This window comes from Allobosea sp. LjRoot90 (assembly GCF_964254315.1).
GTDB lineage: Bacteria > Pseudomonadota > Alphaproteobacteria > Rhizobiales > Beijerinckiaceae > Allobosea.
The window spans coordinates 26,154-41,498 of the sequence record NZ_CAXUTF020000001.1 but is presented as its reverse complement, the minus strand read 5'-3'; the positions used below and the strand labels follow the sequence as shown (position 1 = coordinate 41,498).

Below are 15,345 nucleotides of genomic sequence, written 5' to 3'. Positions count from 1 at the left end.
CATTTCTAGATCGAGCGAAGATCGACCAGCCAGAGCGGAATCGCGGAGAGACCGTTGCCGATCCGGCAACGGTTTCCTACTGTTTCGCCAACAGGTTCGCTTGCGCCGAAAGGCTCCTTGCATGTCGCTCACCCGCTACCGGTATTTCGCGCTCGTGGCCGATCTCGGCTCCGTCCGCGAAGCGGCGGATGCGCTGCGCGTCGCCCCCTCGGCGATCAGCCGCCAGGTCGCCAGTCTCGAAGAGGAATACGGCACTGCACTGTTCGAGCGCCGGGCGCGCGGCATGAGGCTGACAACGGCGGGAACGGCGGTGCTCGATACCGCCCGCACCATCCTCGATAGCGTGCAGAACGCGCGCGCGACGATCGAAGAGCTTCAGGGGATGAAGCGCGGCCACGTCCGCGTCTGGGCGGTCGAAGGCGCGCTCGATGATTTTCTCTACCCTGCCCTTGCCGAATTCTCGACGGCGCATCCGTCGGTGAGCTTCGAGGTCATGGTCGCAAGTTCCGACCAGCTCGTGCAGCGCCTGCTCGACGACGAGGCCGATATCGTGGCCGCGTTCAACCCGATCCTCCACCGGAGCGTCCTGTCGCTCGCCGAGATCGCCGACCCACTCGTCGTCGCCGCGCACCCCGACGACGCCTTCGCGCAGCGCCAGTCGACGACCATCGCCGAAATCGGCGAGGCGCGTCTGGCGCTCCCCGACCGAACCTTCGGCTTGCGGCGGCTGGTCGATGATGTTGCGACGGCGACCGGCATCGCACTCAAGCCGGCTGTGGTCACGAACTCGATCGAATCGCTGCGCTCCTTCGCGCGGGCCGGCATGGGCGTCAGCATCCTGACGCGGTGTGCGACAAGGCGCGACGTCTCCGAGGGACGCCTGGTCGCCGTTCCAATACGCGGGCGCAATCTGCGCAAGGCCTGCGTCAAGATCTGCGTGAGGAACGGCCGAACCTTGTCTCCGGCAGCGCGGGCGCTCGCGCGACACTTGGCCCGCAGTGCCCGCACCTACGCTGCCAGTCATACACAGCTCTCTCTCGTCGGCGATATGAATCCGAGATCAGACTCCCTCGGGAGTCGCCCCTTAACCCGCCGTTATCCTTGACGCACTAGCCTCCGCGCAGGTTGGAGCGGCCTGTCGCGGCTCCGCCATCGCGTCGAGTTGAGTAGCGGTCGTGCGTATCCTGCGGTCCCTGAGCTTCGGCATTGGCCTGGCGGCGCTGAGCCTCGCTGCCGGCTTCGTCGCGCCGGTGGCGGCGGCCACCGCGACCTTGCGCGGCGAGGCCATGCGCGCCGGCTTCGGCCGCCTCGCCTTCACCTTCGACGAACCGGTGACCACGCGGGTACGGGTCTCGAACGGCGTCGTCGTCATCGGTTTCAGCCAGCCGGTGAAGCTCGATCCGGGTCGGCTCGCCGCCGAGCTGCCGAATTATGTTTCAGTCGTGCGGATCGATCCCGACGGCCGCGGCCTGCGCCTCGCGCTCGCCCGTCCCTATCGCGCCAATTTGCTCGAAGCGGGCGACCGGGCCTTCGTCGACCTCTTGCCCGAGAACTGGACCGGCCAGCTGCCGGGCCTGCCACCCGAGATTCTCGCCGAACTCACCCAACGCTTACGCCTCGCCGAGGCGCGCGCGCGCGAAATCGCCCGCGCGCCGGCTCCGGTGCCAAAGCCGCTCGGCTTCCGCAGCGCCCGGCTGCCGACGCTCGACCGGCTGATGTTCTCGGCGCCGCCGGAAGCCATGCTCACTCCCATTATGGGTGACGGCAAGCTGACGCTGAGTTTCGACCAGCCGCTGGCGGTTACGCCATCGCAGATCCGCAGTCTGCTCCCGGCCGACTTTACGCTCGAGCAGGCGACGATCGGGGATGACCGGACGCAGCTGGTCTTCTCCGTGCCCAAGGATCGCCAGCTTCGCAGCTTCCGCGACGAGGCGGGATGGACCGTAGACCTGCCGCATTCCGGCGCCGCCATCCCGCTCTCGCTGGCCGATCTGCAAGCCCCCTCTCCCACTCCGGCAAAGGAGGCAGAGACCAGGACCTCGGATCCGAAGCCTGGAGTCGCGGCGACCTCCGATCCCGCCTCGAGGACCGAAGCGCCGCAGGCCCAGCCCAAGCCGGTAGCTGCAGTCGCCGCTGACGCACCGCCTCGGGATGTCGAGATCGGCTCCGCCGCCGATGGCGATGGTGGCCGCATCGACTTCCGCTTCTCGCGGCCGACCGGCGCCGCCGCCTTCGCCGAGCCGGGACGGGTCACCCTGGTCTTCGACACGCGCGACACGCTCGATCCTGACAGGCTCAAGGGCGCGCTGCCTGCGCTGGTTCAGGATGTCACCGTCACGCGCGAGGCCAAGGTCACCATCATCAGGCTGAAGACGCGCCGCCAGCAGATCGTGCGGCTCTCCGACGATGGCCCGCAATGGTCGCTGACCTTCGGCGACAAGGCCGGCAAGCCGGCCGGCGCGCTCAGCCCCCGCCGCGGCGCCGACGAGCGCGGCCAGACCATCGTCAACGTGCCGGTGCCGGGCCTGACCGGCGTGCACTGGCTCGAGAACAGCGAGGGCGGCCCGGCGCTCGCGGTCGCGACCGCGATGGGACCGACGCGAGCCGTGTCGAAGCCCTATCGTTTTGTAGAATTCGGACTGCCGCAAAGCGCCCATGGCGTCGTTGTCAGCGCCATCGCCGACGATCTGGCGGTGCGCGCCGACACCAACGAGGTGCGGATCGGCCGTAGCAACGGCCTGATCGTCAGCCTCGACGCCGAAAAACCGAGCGAGGCAGATAAGAAGAGCGCTGCGGCAGCCACCCAGCCATTGCTCGACAGCGAGGCCTGGTCCGCCCTGCACACTGCCGATGTCCGCGATCGCGCGGCAGCCTTGCTGCGCGAGGTCGCCGGAGCCTCGCGTGGACGCAAATCCGAGACCCGGCTGGCGCTGGCCCGGTTCCTGGCAGCCAACGGCATGATGTCGGAAGCGGCCGGACCGCTGAACGCGCTCCTCGCCGATGACGCCGCGATGCGCGGCAACCGCGATGCGCTCTTCCTGCGCGGCCTGATCGCGACCCGCATGCACCGCAGTGCCGCGGCGCTAAAGGCTTTCGAGGCCGCGCCGATCCGCGACGAAGCCGAGGCCGGGCTCTGGCGCGCCCTCTCGGAGCAGCGGCTCGGCCGAAACGGTCAGGCGCTCGCCGGCTTCCGCCGGGCAGAAGATGCCCTCGACCGCTACCCCGTCGATCTCCAGGCCGAGTTCCGGCCGGCGATGGCGCGGGCCGCACTCGCCGCAGGCGAGGCGACAGTGGCGGAAAAGCAGATCGGACGCCTCGCCGAGATGCCCGAGGAGCTGATGAATCCCGACGAGTTGGCGCTGCTGCGCGCCATGCTCGACGACGTCAGCGGCCGACCGGAGGCGGCGCTCAACGGCTATCGCCCGCTTTTCGAGGCGAAAACCCGGCCGGTTGCAGCCGAGGCGCAGTTGCGCGCAGTCAAGCTCGCCCGGGCCGAGAAGCGCACCGACCTGCCCGTCAACGAGGCCATCGCCCGGCTCGAGACCGTCTCGGCAATCTGGCGCGGCGGCGAGGTCGAGATCGAGGCGTTGGCCGAGCTCGGCCGCCTCTATGCCGAGCAGCAGCGCTGGCGCGACGCTTTCCAGACGGCGCGGCGCGCCAACGAGATCTTCCCGGAGCATCCGGCGACGCGGCTCCTGCACGACGAGACCGCCCAGCGCTTCGAAGCGCTGTTCAGCGATCCCAATCTCGAAAAGCTGCCGCGGCTCGATGCGCTCGCACTGTTCTACGACTTCAAGGAGTTCCTGCCGATCGGCCGGCGCGGCGACGAGATCACCCGCCTGCTCGCCGACCGGCTGGTCGAGCTCGATTTGCTCGACCAGGCCAGCGACATCCTGCAATACCAGATGGATCGGCGCCTGACCGGCGCGGCGCGCTCCACCGTGGCGACGCGGCTCGCCATGATTCGGCTGATGAACAGCAAGCCGGCCGAGGCCCTGCAGGCGATCGTCTCGACCCGGCTCGCCGAACTGCCGGCCGACGTCAAGCGCGCCCGCCTGCTGCTCGAGGCCAAGGCGCTGTCGGACCTCTCGCGTACCGATCAGGCGCTCGACCTGATGGAAGGCGAAAGCGGCCCCGAAGTCGATCGGCTCAACGCCGACATCCTCTGGAGCGGGCGGCGCTGGCGCGAGGCCGGCGAGGCGCTCGAACGCATCCTCGGCGAGAGCTGGCGCGGACAGGCGCCGCTCGGTGACGGCGAGCGCGGCGACGTCATGCGCGCCGCGATTGGCTATGTCATGTCGGACGAGGCGCTTTCGCTCGACCGACTGCGCACCAAGTTCGCCGGCAAGATGGCGCAAGGCGCCGATGCGCGGCTGTTCGGTTTTGTCACCGGCGCGAGCCGGGCCAGCGCCGCCGATATCCGCGAGGCCGCGCGCTCGGCCTCCGGCTCCGACACCATGACCGACTTCCTCAAGGAATACCGCAAGCGCTACCCGGCCTATTCCAGTTCCGTGCGCGAGAGGCGGAAGGCTGGAGAGGCCGACGCCGCCAATGCCGGCCCCAAGCCCGGCCAGGGCTGAGCCTTCGTTCTAGCTGCCGTAACTCTTGACCAGGGAGCCGGCGACCAGCCCCCAGCCATCGACCAGCACGAAGAAGATCAGCTTGAACGGCAACGCCACCGTCACCGGTGGCAGCATCATCATGCCGACCGACATCAGGATCGAGGCGACCACCAGGTCAATGATCAGGAACGGTACGAACAAGAGGAAGCCGATCTCGAAAGCGCGCCTGAGCTCCGAGATCATGAAGGCTGGCACCAGCACCTGAATCTGGACCAGATCGGGACGCTCCGGCGCGGGCTCGCGCGACATCTCGATGAACAGCGCCAGATCCTTCTCGCGCACATGCTTCAGCATGAACTCACGGAACGGCACGATGCCGCGCTCGAACGCCTCCTGCGGCTGCATTTGCCCGGCAATCAAGGGCGCACCAGCGACGCGATAGGCCTCCTTCAGGGTCGGCGCCATCACGAAGCCGGTCAGGAACAGCGAAAGCCCGATGATCACGGCGTTGGGCGGCGCGGTCTGGGTGCCGATCGCCGAACGCAACAGCGACAGCACCACCGCGATTCGGGTGAACGAGGTCACCATGATCAGGATCGACGGCGCCAGCGACAGCACCGTGATCGCGGCGATCACCTGCAGCGCCCGCTCGGTGACGCCGCCCTGGCCGAGATCGAGCGAGAGCGTCTGGGCCTGCGCCGCGGCGATGGTTCCCAGCGCACCCAGCACGACGGCGAACACCGCCAGCCAGCGCAATCTCCGTCCCGTGGGTATCCGCCTGCCCATCATCCGTCCCCACCCGAATCAAGGCGCGGGTTCGGGGAACGCTAGAGCAAGCCTCAGGGACGGACGAAGAGGATTTCCCGCGCTATCCCCTGCCGCCTTGACGGCAGGGAGGCTGGCTCAGCCTTTCGGCTTGGGATCGCGCCCGAGCAGGCGGGCGAACTCCGCTTCGATAGCATCGACGGAGAACGGATCGTCCTCAGCCGGCTTGGCCGCGGGCTTCAATTCGGCCGGCTTGGCCTCCGCCTCTGGTTTGGTTTCAGCAGGCTTGGCTTCGGCAGATTTGGGCTCCGCGGGCTTCGCCTCGTTCGGCTTGTCCCCGCTCTTGGCCGGCGCCTCAGGCGCATCCGCCTTGGCGGAGTCCAGCTCATCGTCGAGCATGTCATCGAAGACGGGCGCGAACTTGACGGGCTTAGGCTGATCGGCAACCGGAGCCGGCGGCGCCTGCTCCTTCGCCGGTGCGGGCTTCTTCTCCTCAGCCTTGACGGGCTCAGCCGCCGGCGGCTTCGGCGGAGCAAAGACCGGGGGGGCGACCAGCGGCGCTTCGGCCGCGATGGACCGGGCCGGGGCGGGCTTCAGCCCCAGCGCCATTTCAAGCTCGGCCTCCATGTCCAGCGCCGGCCGGATGGGCGCAGGCGTCGGAGCCAGCGGCTTAGCAGCGGAAACTGGCGGAGCCGGCGGCACCGGAGGCGTCGGCAGCGGAGCAGCAGGGGTTGGCGCCGGCGCTTCCGGTTCCATGCGCGGGGCGGCCGCGCCCGGTCGCACGGCGGAGAACGGCCGCTTCAGGGCCTCTTCGAGCTGGCGCGCCATGTCGCCGAGCTCGCTGGCGCTGGCAGCCGGAGCCGGGTCGCGGGTCAGGGCAGCGCTGATGCCGGCAGCCCCCGCGGCAACCGCGGGAGCAAGCGGAGCTGGCGCAGGACGCGGCGGCTGAGGCGGCGGGCTCGGACGAACGAGAGGCGCCGGAGCGACTAGCGGCTGCGGGCGCGGCGGCGGAACAGGATCGACTGGGACAGCCGGAGCCGGCACCGGTGAAGGCGGCAACGGGCGCGGCTCCTCGGTGATATGCGGACGCGAATCGGGCTCGAAGGCCAGCGGCCGCTCGGCCAGGCCTTCGGTCGGCGCCGGCATCGCGACGCGTCCGCCGCTGCGTACGATATTGGTCTCGACCACCACGTCGGAGGCGCCGCCGATCATCACGAGATGCTCGACATTGTCGCGCCGCACCAGGATCAGCTGGCGCTGCCGGTCGAGATCGTAGACATCGACCACGCCGAGGCGCGGCTGGCGAGCGCGTCCTCCGCCCTGGCCCTTGAACTTCAGCCGGCCACCGCTCATCCGTCGCAAGAAGAAGCCGAGCAGCGCGACCAAGAGTAGCACCACTGCGAAGGCGATGATCCAACGCAGGCCGGAGGAAAGTTCGAAGCCAAACAAAGTCTGCAAGGTCTGCCTCATGAAGCGACGCGACAGCCGCCGACCGCTCTTTGTAAGGGCGATCAGACGGATAGACGGAGTTGGCTATACCATAAGCGCCGCCAGTTCGAGAAACATGGTTAGCAGATGGTTAACATGAACCTGCAGATCGAGCTGGATTAACCGCGCGTTAACCATGCACCCGGCAATAATTTCCCACTTCGGCAAGAGCCGACGGGAGATTGGCAGCATGGCGAACAACGGCCTTGGCCTGATGGGAGCTCTGAAGACGCGCATGCAATGGCATCAGGCGCGCCAGAAGCTGCTCGCCGAGAACGTCTCCAACGCCGATACCCCGCGCTTCAAGCCGCATGATCTGCGCGCGCCCTCCCCGGCCGGCGGCGGCACGACGTTGGCGCAGACCTCCCCGATGCATCTCGGCCTCTCCGGTCAGCGAGGCGGCTTCGATCCGCGCGATCCCAAGCGCTTCGAGACGACACCGAGCGCCAACAGCGTCAACCTCGAGGACGAGATGATGAAGGTCGCGCAGAACCAGTCGGACTATCAGCTCGCAGCCTCGCTCTACAGCAAGAGCCTTGGGCTGATGAAGATCGCGATCGGCAAGGGGCGCTAAGGAGCCACATCATGGATCTGCTCAAGAGTCTTGCCGTCGCCGCGTCCGGCCTGAAGGGCCAGGCGGGACGCATGCGCGTCATCGCCGAGAACCTCGCAAACGCCGATTCCTCGCCCGAGCGCGCCGGCGTCGACCCCTATCGCCGCAAGATCGTGAGCTTCCAGGGCAAGCTCGACCGCGAGCTCGATGCCCAGGTCGTCGATCTCGGCAAGGTCAACCGCGACCGCAGCGACTTCAAGACGAAATACGACCCCGGCCATCCCGCCGCCGACGCCAACGGCCAGGTCAAGATGCCCAACGTCAATTCGCTGATCGAGACGATGGACATGCGCGAGGCCCAGCGCAGCTACGAGGCCAACCTCAACGTCATCTCGTCCACGCGCCGGATGATCCAGCGCACCATCGACATCCTGCGCGCCTGACGCGACCGGCTGAAGCGGAGTTACTCTCATGACCACGTCGAGTTTCGCCGCCGGCGCCTACGCCTCGATGCAGGGCATGGGCACGAGTGCCCTGCTGAAGAAGCCGGCCTCGGTCGGCGGCCTCGACGGAGCCGGCGCTGGCCTGCCCGACTTCTCGTCGCTCGTCGGCAAGGCGCTGGAATCGACGGCGCAGAGCGCTCGTCAGGCCGATATTCAGACCGGCAATGTCGCCGCCGGCCGCTCCAATGTCGTCGATGTCGTCACCGCGGTCGCCGAGAGCGAAGCAGCGATCGAGACGCTGGTGGCGGTGCGCGACCGCGTCATCGCCGCCTATGAGGAAATCATGCGGATGCCGGTCTGACGACCGCCCTTCCATCCAACGCCGACCGGACCAGAGCTCCATGACTTCCGCAGCCATCCTCGACGTCGCCCGCGACGGTATCGTCGTCTTCCTCAAGGCCGGCGCGCCGCTGATGCTGATCGCGCTCGTCGTCGGCCTCGTCGTCTCGCTGATCCAGGCGCTGACCCAGATCCAGGAACAGACCCTGGTCTATGTTCCCAAGATCATCGCGGTCTTCGCAGCCATGCTGCTGTTTTTGCCGTTCATGGGCGACGCCCTGGCGGGTTATATGGGCAGGGTCGCCATCCGAATCGCCACGGGCGAATGAACCTCGCGCCGGCCAGCGCCTCCTTCCTGCGGAGTCCGGCCGGCGCGCCTCACTGGCGCGGGAGCCGGGTCCGCCCGATGCAGATCGCCATCCTGCCCGAGCTCAGCGCACTGTTCGTGCTGGTCTTCGCGCGCGTCGGCACCCTGGTGATGCTGATGCCGGGCATCGGCGAGCGCTTGATCTTGTCGCGCGCCCGGCTTTCGCTCGCCTTCTTCGTCGTTCTCGTCATCCTGCCGATGGCGCGTGGCACGATCACCGTCCCGCAGGATCCAGCCGGGCTCGGTGGACTGCTGATCAGCGAGATCCTGGTCGGGCTCGTCATCGGCGCGACCGTGCGCCTTTTGATGGGCGCCCTGCAGACCGCCGGCTTCATCATCGCCCAGACGCTCGGCCTCGGCTTTGCCGTCACCGTCGACCCGACCGGCGGCCTGCAGAACCCCTCGCTCGCCAACTTCCTCGCCATGCTCGGCATCACGCTGATCCTGGCGGCCGACCTGCACCATATCGCGCTCGCCGCCATCCATGAGAGCTACCGGCTGTTGCCGCCCGGCGGTTTTCCCGAGATCGGCGACGTGATGACGCTCGCGGTCAAGGCGATGGCGCAGGGCTTTTCGCTTGCGGTGCAGATCTCGGCACCCTTCATCGTCTTCGGTCTGCTGTTCAATCTCGGCCTCGGCGTGCTCGCGCGCCTGATGCCGCAGATGCAGGTCTTCTTCCTCGCCGTACCGGCTTCCATCCTCGGCGGCATGCTGGTGCTTCTCGCCACGGTCGGCGTGATGATGGGCGTCTTCCTCGACGATCTCGGCGCCTTCCTGCGCCAGTTCATCGGTCTTTGAGGAGGCGCGACGATGTCTGAAGGCGCCGAGAACGAAGACCGCACAGAAGAACCGACCCAGCGAAAGCTCGAGCAGGCGATCGAAAAGGGCGACGTCGCGCGATCGCAGGAGATCGGCACCTTCTTCGTGCTCTGCGGCTTCACACTGGCGCTCATGGTCGCCGCGGGCTCGGCCGCCCGCGACGCTGCGCTCTCGCTGCGCTCCTTCCTGATGAACGCCCATCAGGTCTCCGACGACCCGGCCGCCCTCTTCCATGTCACCAGTAAGGGAGTGATGACGGGCTTCGCCGCACTCGCCTTGCCGCTCGGCTTCATCCTCGTCGCCGCTCTTGCAGGCGCCCTGATCCAGCACAAGCCGCTCTGGACCACCGAGCCGATGATGCCGAAATTCGACCGGATCTCGCCGATGGCCGGGGCCAAGCGCATCTTCGGCAAGGAGGCCTGGGTCAATTTCGCCAAGGGCCTCGCCAAGATCCTGGTGGTCGGCGTCGGCGTCTGGATCGTGCTCTGGGGCGAGCGCGACCGCCTGCAGGGCTTCGCCCAGATGGATGTGCACGCTTTGTTGCCGGCCGTGCTCGTGCTGACGATCAAGCTGATGGCCGGCGTGCTCTCGATCTTCGCGGTCATCGCCATCGGCGATTTCGGCTACCAGCGCTTCACCTGGTATCAGCGCCAGCGCATGACCAAGCAGGAGCTAAAGGACGAATACAAGAACAGCGAAGGCAATCCCGAGGTGAAGGCCAAGCTGCGGCAGCTGCGCGCCCAGCGCGCCCGCTCGCGCATGATGGCCCAAGTGCCGAAGGCAACGGTGATCATCACCAACCCGACCCACTACGCGGTCGCCCTGCAATATGACCAGGGCCGGGGCGCACCGGTCTGCCTCGCCAAAGGGGTCGACGCGATCGCGCTGAAGATCCGCGAGGTCGCCGGCGAGCACAGCATCCCGATCGTCGAGAACCCGCCTCTGGCCCGCGCGCTCTACGCCACCGTCCAGATCGATGACGAAATTCCTGTCGAACACTATCAGGCAGTGGCGGAAGTCATCGGATACGTCTTGCGCCTGAAGCGTCGGCGCGCCTAACTCGCTGGCCGGGCAGGCGACGATATCCTGGCGCCCTGCCCCGACCCATCACCGACGGGCGACTGAAGGAAAACGGACCCGCTGCAATGAGTGCAAGCACGGCATCGACCGCGATCGACCGGTCCGACCGGCCCGGCCATGTCGGGATCATCCTGCTGATCGCGGGCCTCCTGGTCGGCGCGGCGATCGCGCTCGGCTTCATCGCCAATGAATGGGCGCAGCCGCTGATCCTCGGCCTGCTCGCCTTGCTTTCGGTCGTCGGCGTGTTCTGCCTGTTCGCCTTTGCGATCGGGCTGATCCAGTTCGCCGGCCGCTCAGCCCGCAACGACCTGACCAAGGCGATCGTCGACAGTGCCGATGACGGCGTCGTCGTCACCGAGGGCGACAATCGCATCGTTTACGCCAACGAGGCCTATCTCGCCTTTGCCGGCGCCCGCAACGCCAGCGAGATCGCCCCGGTCGAGCGCCTGTTCAAGGGCCGCGCCGAAGTCTCGGAGGCGATCTATCGCCTCGCCACCGCCGCGCGCGCCGGCCGTCGGCTCTCCGAGGAAATCAGGCTAGAGCCGGCCCTGAACGAGCGCGGCGCCGTCGGCTGGTATCGCGTGCGCGTCTCGCCGATTACCCGCGCCGGCCGCCCGGCCTGCCTGTGGAGCGTCGCCGACGTCACCCCCGAGCGCGAGCGCCAGGAGAACGCCTTCCAGGAGCTGCAGCACGCGATCGACTATCTCGACCATGCCCCGGCCGGCTTCCTCTCGATCGATGCCGACAGTGAGGTGCCCTATCTCAACGCCACGCTGGCCGGCTGGCTCGACTACGACCTTGCCCGCTTCGGCTCCGGCGGCCTGCAGCTCGACGACATCGCCTCGCCAAATGCCGCGGCGCTGATCCAGGCCATTCGCGGCCAGCCCGGCGATGTCCGCATCGAGGTGCTCGACGTCGACCTGCGCCGCCGCAACGGCCAGTCCCTGCCGGTGCGCCTGCATCATCAGGTCGCCTTCGGCCAGGACGGGCGCGCCGGGGCCTCGCGCACGCTGGTCCTGAATCGCGCCGCCGGCGAAGCCGGGGCCGACCGCCATACCGATGCCGAGGCGCGCTTCGCCCGCTTCTTCCACGCGACGCCTATGGCGATCGCGACCGTCGACCGCACCGGCGCGATCCTGCGCTCGAACGCCTCTTTCGCTCGCCTGACGCAAGGAGGCGCCCAGCCAGCGACGATCCAGGAGCTGGTCAACGGCAACGGCGCCCTCACCCAGGCCTTCGACGCTGCGCTCGCCGGCAAGGGCGAGATCGCCCCGCTCGACGTCGCGCTCATCGGCGAGGAAGGTCGCTCCGCCAGGCTCTATCTCTCGCCCGTCCCGGCCAGCGAGGACACCGATGGCGAGCGCGCCATCGTCTACGCGCTCGAGACCACCGCCGAGCGCAAGCTCAAGGACAATATGGACCAGGCCGGCAAGATGCAGGCGGTCGGCCAGCTCGCCGGCGGCATCGCGCACGACTTCAACAACGTGCTGCAGGTCATCATCAACGCCTCGGAATTCCTGCTCGCCAGCCACAAGCCGACCGATCCGTCCTTCCCGGACATCATGCAGATCAAGCAGAACGCCTACCGGGCGGCCTCGCTGGTCCGGCAACTGCTCGCCTTCTCGCGCCGGCAGACGCTGCGCCCGCAGGTGCTGGCGCTCGGCGATGTACTCTCCGACCTGTCGCTGATGCTGAAGCGCGTCGTCGCCGACAAGATCGCGCTCGATGTCCGCCAGGGTCGCGACCTCTGGCCGGTCAAGGCCGATCTCGGCCAGCTCGAGCAGGTCGTGGTCAACCTCGCCGTCAACGCCCGAGACGCCATGACGGGCGGCGGCAAGCTCCAGGTGCGCACCCGCAACGTGCCGGCGGCCGAGGTCGGCGAGCTCGGCTACGAGGCCCTCCCTGCCACCGATTACGTCCTGCTCGAGGTCGAAGACAGCGGCACCGGCATCGCGCAGGAGCATCTGGAAAAGATCTTCGAGCCCTTCTTCACCACCAAGGAGGTCGGCAAGGGCACGGGCCTCGGCCTCTCCATGGTCTATGGCATCGTCAAGCAGACCGGCGGCTTCGTCTTCTGCGATTCCGTCGTCGGGCGCGGCACCAATTTCCGCATCTTCCTGCCGCGCTACATCCCGACCGAAGAGGACATCGCCGCCGAGGCGGCCGCCAGGGAGGCGCCGAAGAAAGTCGCCGCCGATCATACCGGTGCCGGCATGATCCTGCTGGTCGAGGACGAGGACGCGGTGCGCGCTCTCAACGCCCGCATGCTGGTCTCGCGCGGCTACACCGTCCACGAGGCCGCTTCCGGTGTCGAGGCGCTCGAGCTGTTCATGCAGCACGAAGGCAAGATCGACCTCGTTATCTCCGACGTCGTCATGCCCGAGATGGATGGCCCGACCCTGCTCGGCGAATTGCGCAAGCGCAGCCCCACCACCAAGGTCGTCTTCGTCTCCGGCTATGCCGAGGAAGCCTTCCGCAAGAATCTGCCGGAGGGCGAGGAGTTCCTTTTCCTGCCCAAGCCCTTCACGATGAAGCAGCTCGTCGAGACGGTGAAGGCGGCGATGAGCTGAGCGGCTGATTTCGTGCAGAATCACGCCGTCTTTCCGGGACTTCGCGCAGCGAAGGGCCCGGAACCCAGAACCGATGCCGGTCTTGATGATGGCGCTGCGGCCGCTCCGCTTCTTCGGGAACGCCATCGGTTCTGGGTTCCGGGCTCAGGCCTTCGGCCTGCCCCGGAATGACGGCCAGCCTGATCGGAAAGCCTAGGCCTTTTGCGCCCGGATCAGCATATGCGGGCGAAAGCGCGGGAACAGGTATTCGAAGGTCCGGAACGGCAGCTTCTTCAGGCTTTCCGACGGACTCTGCCAGAGCATTTCGATCTCGACGAGCTTCAGCCCCGCATCGGCCAGGCAGGCTTCCAGCTCGGGGCGGGTATATTCGCGCCGGTGGACATATTCGTGCTCGAAATCGACATCGGCGAACAGGTCCTTCGGCAAGGCGACGATCGAGCGGTTGAAGATCAGCTTCAGGATGTTCCGCAGCCGCGCGAAATTATCGGTGGTTATGAAGATCTGCCCGGTCTCTGACAGCGCCGAACGCAGCTTGCGCAGGATCCCTGTCGGGTCCGTACGCAAATGCTCGATATTGTCGAACCAGAAGACGGCATCGACGGCATCGAGCGGCGAGACCCATTCCGGAGCGGAGATGTCGCCGGCGAACATGCCGGCGAAGTTCCCGTAAAGTTCCCCCTCGATTTTCAGGGTTTCGGCGAAATCGACGACGAAGACCGAAGCATCCAGATGTTTCTGGACGATTTCCTCGACGAAAGCTCCGCCAGCTCCCAATGACAGGACGCGAGGACGCTGTCCCAGACTGCCCAGAGCCATGCTCGCCGCGCGATACTGCCGGTAGAAACTGCTCTCGAAATAGGACTTCATGTGGAATTTGCGTTTTTCGAGATCGATCGACGATCTGAATTCGTTCGGCGACAGCGCACTCATGCAGAGCGACCTTCTGAGCAATGACCGCCAAGCCAATAGCGCAGACACCTTAAATAATTGCGTCCGGCTTCGTAGAATTGGCGCCCATCCGATCAAGGGTTTTGCCTCCTTGTCAGGCACCTGACCCAACACCTCCCCCGGCCCTTTCCTGCTTCGGAATGACGGCACAGGGCATCCCGCCATCGATCAGCATTACCAAGAGTTCATGCTGCGGACAGGCGCTCTCGGGCGGCCGGCTGTAAGGTGGCTCGTCGTCGACAGCGCTGCGCCGGGACCTTCGATGAAACGTTACGCGATCATAGCCCTTCTGGTGGCCGTCGCCGCCTTTGCCGCCTATCGCGTGATCAGGCCGCAGGACGGCCCGGAGCAAGCCCATGCCGAGCGCCGCGAAGGGCCGCCATCGACACCGGTCACAACCGTGCTCGCCAGCCGCGCCGACGTGCCCGTGACACGCCGCTCGATCGGTTTCGCCGAGCCGGTCGCGATCGTCGCGGTCAAGTCCCGCCTCGATGGCGTCATCGCCGACCAGCATGTCAAGGAAGGTGAGGAGGTCAAGCAGGGCGACCTGCTCTTCACCCTGGATGATCGCGAGCTCAAGGCGCAGGTCGCCCGCGACGAAGCGAATGTAGAGCGCGACAAGGCGACGGTGGCGCAGAAGCGCGCCGATCTCGCCCGCCAGAAGAGCCTGGTCGACAAGGGCGCCGGCACGCAGCAGGCGCTCGATCAGGCGACGGCCGACGAGGCCGTCGCCAACGCCGTCGTCAAGGCCGACGAGGCGACATTGGCGCTCGACCGCGTCCGGCTCGGCTACACCACGATCACCGCCCCGATCTCGGGCCGGCTTGGTGCCATCACAGCGACGCCGGGCAATGCCGTGCGGGTCAATGATGCCAACAGCAATCTCGTGACGGTGACGCAGCTCGCCCCGATCCGCGTCACCTTCACCCTGCCCGAGCGCGACCTGACCCTGGTGCAGACTGCAGCGAAGGCGCAGACCCCTGCGAAAGTCACCGCCTTCGCCTCCGGTACGCGCGAGGAACTCGCCACCGGCGATCTCTCCTTCATCGATTCCGCCGTCGACATCCCCTCCGGCACGGTCAGCGTCAAGGCGCTGTTCACGAACGAGCCGCACCGGCTCTGGCCGGGGCAATATGTCGATGTCGTCGTCCAGCTCGGCATGCTGCCCGGCGCCGTCACCGTGCCCTCGGTTGCCCTGCAGGAGGGGCAGAAGGGCCCCTTCGTCTACGTCGCCAAATCCGACGACACGGTCGAGGCGAGATCGGTCAAGGTCGCCTCCAACGAGAACGGCGTCGCGGCGCTCGCATCGGGACTGTCGCAGGAGGAGAAGGTCGTCACCGAGGGCCAGTCGCGGCTGGCGCCCGGCGCCCGGATCAGGCTGTCCGCCCCGCAAACCACCAAGCCTTAAGGG

The 15,345-nt window shown here is 67.2% G+C and carries 13 protein-coding genes; 10 read left to right on the top strand and 3 right to left on the bottom strand.

The window, feature by feature from the left end; all coding sequences use genetic code 11:
* Positions 1-121: 121 nt before the first annotated feature.
* On the top strand, positions 122-1,105 hold the full coding sequence (locus ACSQ3M_RS00180) for a LysR family transcriptional regulator (RefSeq protein WP_436148074.1): 984 nt from the start codon (positions 122-124) through the stop codon (positions 1,103-1,105).
* 70 nt (positions 1,106-1,175) lie between these two features.
* Positions 1,176-4,580, top strand: coding sequence for a hypothetical protein (locus tag ACSQ3M_RS00175; RefSeq protein WP_436148073.1), 3,405 nt, complete (start codon positions 1,176-1,178; stop codon positions 4,578-4,580).
* A 9-nt stretch (positions 4,581-4,589) separates the two neighbouring features.
* Here the strand turns inward: ACSQ3M_RS00175 and fliP are convergent, their stop codons facing one another.
* The gene (fliP, locus tag ACSQ3M_RS00170) at positions 4,590-5,348 is read right to left on the bottom strand and encodes a flagellar type III secretion system pore protein FliP (protein WP_436148072.1); all 759 of its coding nucleotides are present in this window, start codon (positions 5,346-5,348) and stop codon (positions 4,590-4,592) included.
* A gap of 117 nt (positions 5,349-5,465) precedes the next feature.
* Entirely contained in the window at positions 5,466-6,785 is a 1,320-nt protein-coding gene (locus ACSQ3M_RS00165; RefSeq protein WP_436148071.1) for a hypothetical protein, read from the bottom strand.
* Between the two features lie 220 nt (positions 6,786-7,005).
* Between ACSQ3M_RS00165 and flgB the strand changes: the two genes are divergently transcribed.
* From flgB to cckA, 7 genes are all read left to right on the top strand, one after another.
* A complete protein-coding gene (gene flgB / locus ACSQ3M_RS00160; RefSeq protein ID WP_436148070.1) occupies positions 7,006-7,389 on the top strand; it encodes a flagellar basal body rod protein FlgB in 384 nt (127 codons plus the stop codon).
* Positions 7,390-7,400: 11 nt separating this feature from the next.
* Positions 7,401-7,811, top strand: a complete 411-nt coding sequence (gene flgC / locus ACSQ3M_RS00155) for a flagellar basal body rod protein FlgC (protein ID WP_436148069.1) — start codon at positions 7,401-7,403, stop codon at positions 7,809-7,811.
* Between the two features lie 28 nt (positions 7,812-7,839).
* On the top strand, positions 7,840-8,172 hold the full coding sequence (locus ACSQ3M_RS00150) for a flagellar hook-basal body complex protein FliE (protein WP_436148068.1): 333 nt from the start codon (positions 7,840-7,842) through the stop codon (positions 8,170-8,172).
* Between the two features lie 40 nt (positions 8,173-8,212).
* Positions 8,213-8,479, top strand: coding sequence for a flagellar biosynthesis protein FliQ (fliQ, locus tag ACSQ3M_RS00145; protein ID WP_436148067.1), 267 nt, complete (start codon positions 8,213-8,215; stop codon positions 8,477-8,479).
* A 77-nt stretch (positions 8,480-8,556) separates the two neighbouring features.
* Complete coding sequence (fliR, locus tag ACSQ3M_RS00140) at positions 8,557-9,315, top strand: flagellar biosynthetic protein FliR (RefSeq protein WP_436148066.1); 759 nt, start codon at positions 8,557-8,559, stop codon at positions 9,313-9,315.
* Positions 9,316-9,327: 12 nt separating this feature from the next.
* Positions 9,328-10,395 carry a flagellar biosynthesis protein FlhB gene (gene flhB, locus ACSQ3M_RS00135; protein WP_436148065.1) on the top strand — a complete coding sequence of 356 codons (1,068 nt, stop codon included), beginning with the start codon at positions 9,328-9,330 and terminating at the stop codon, positions 10,393-10,395.
* 86 nt (positions 10,396-10,481) lie between these two features.
* Positions 10,482-12,986 (top strand): cell cycle histidine kinase CckA, encoded by a 2,505-nt coding sequence (cckA, locus tag ACSQ3M_RS00130; protein ID WP_436148064.1) that lies wholly within the window; start codon positions 10,482-10,484, stop codon positions 12,984-12,986.
* Between the two features lie 192 nt (positions 12,987-13,178).
* Here the strand turns inward: cckA and ACSQ3M_RS00125 are convergent, their stop codons facing one another.
* Complete coding sequence (locus tag ACSQ3M_RS00125; RefSeq protein ID WP_436148063.1) at positions 13,179-14,084, bottom strand: methyltransferase domain-containing protein; 906 nt, start codon at positions 14,082-14,084, stop codon at positions 13,179-13,181.
* 112 nt (positions 14,085-14,196) lie between these two features.
* On the opposite strand from ACSQ3M_RS00125, the gene ACSQ3M_RS00120 reads away from it, so the two are divergent.
* Positions 14,197-15,342, top strand: a complete 1,146-nt coding sequence (locus ACSQ3M_RS00120) for an efflux RND transporter periplasmic adaptor subunit (protein ID WP_436148062.1) — start codon at positions 14,197-14,199, stop codon at positions 15,340-15,342.
* The last annotated feature ends 3 nt before the right edge of the window (positions 15,343-15,345 follow it).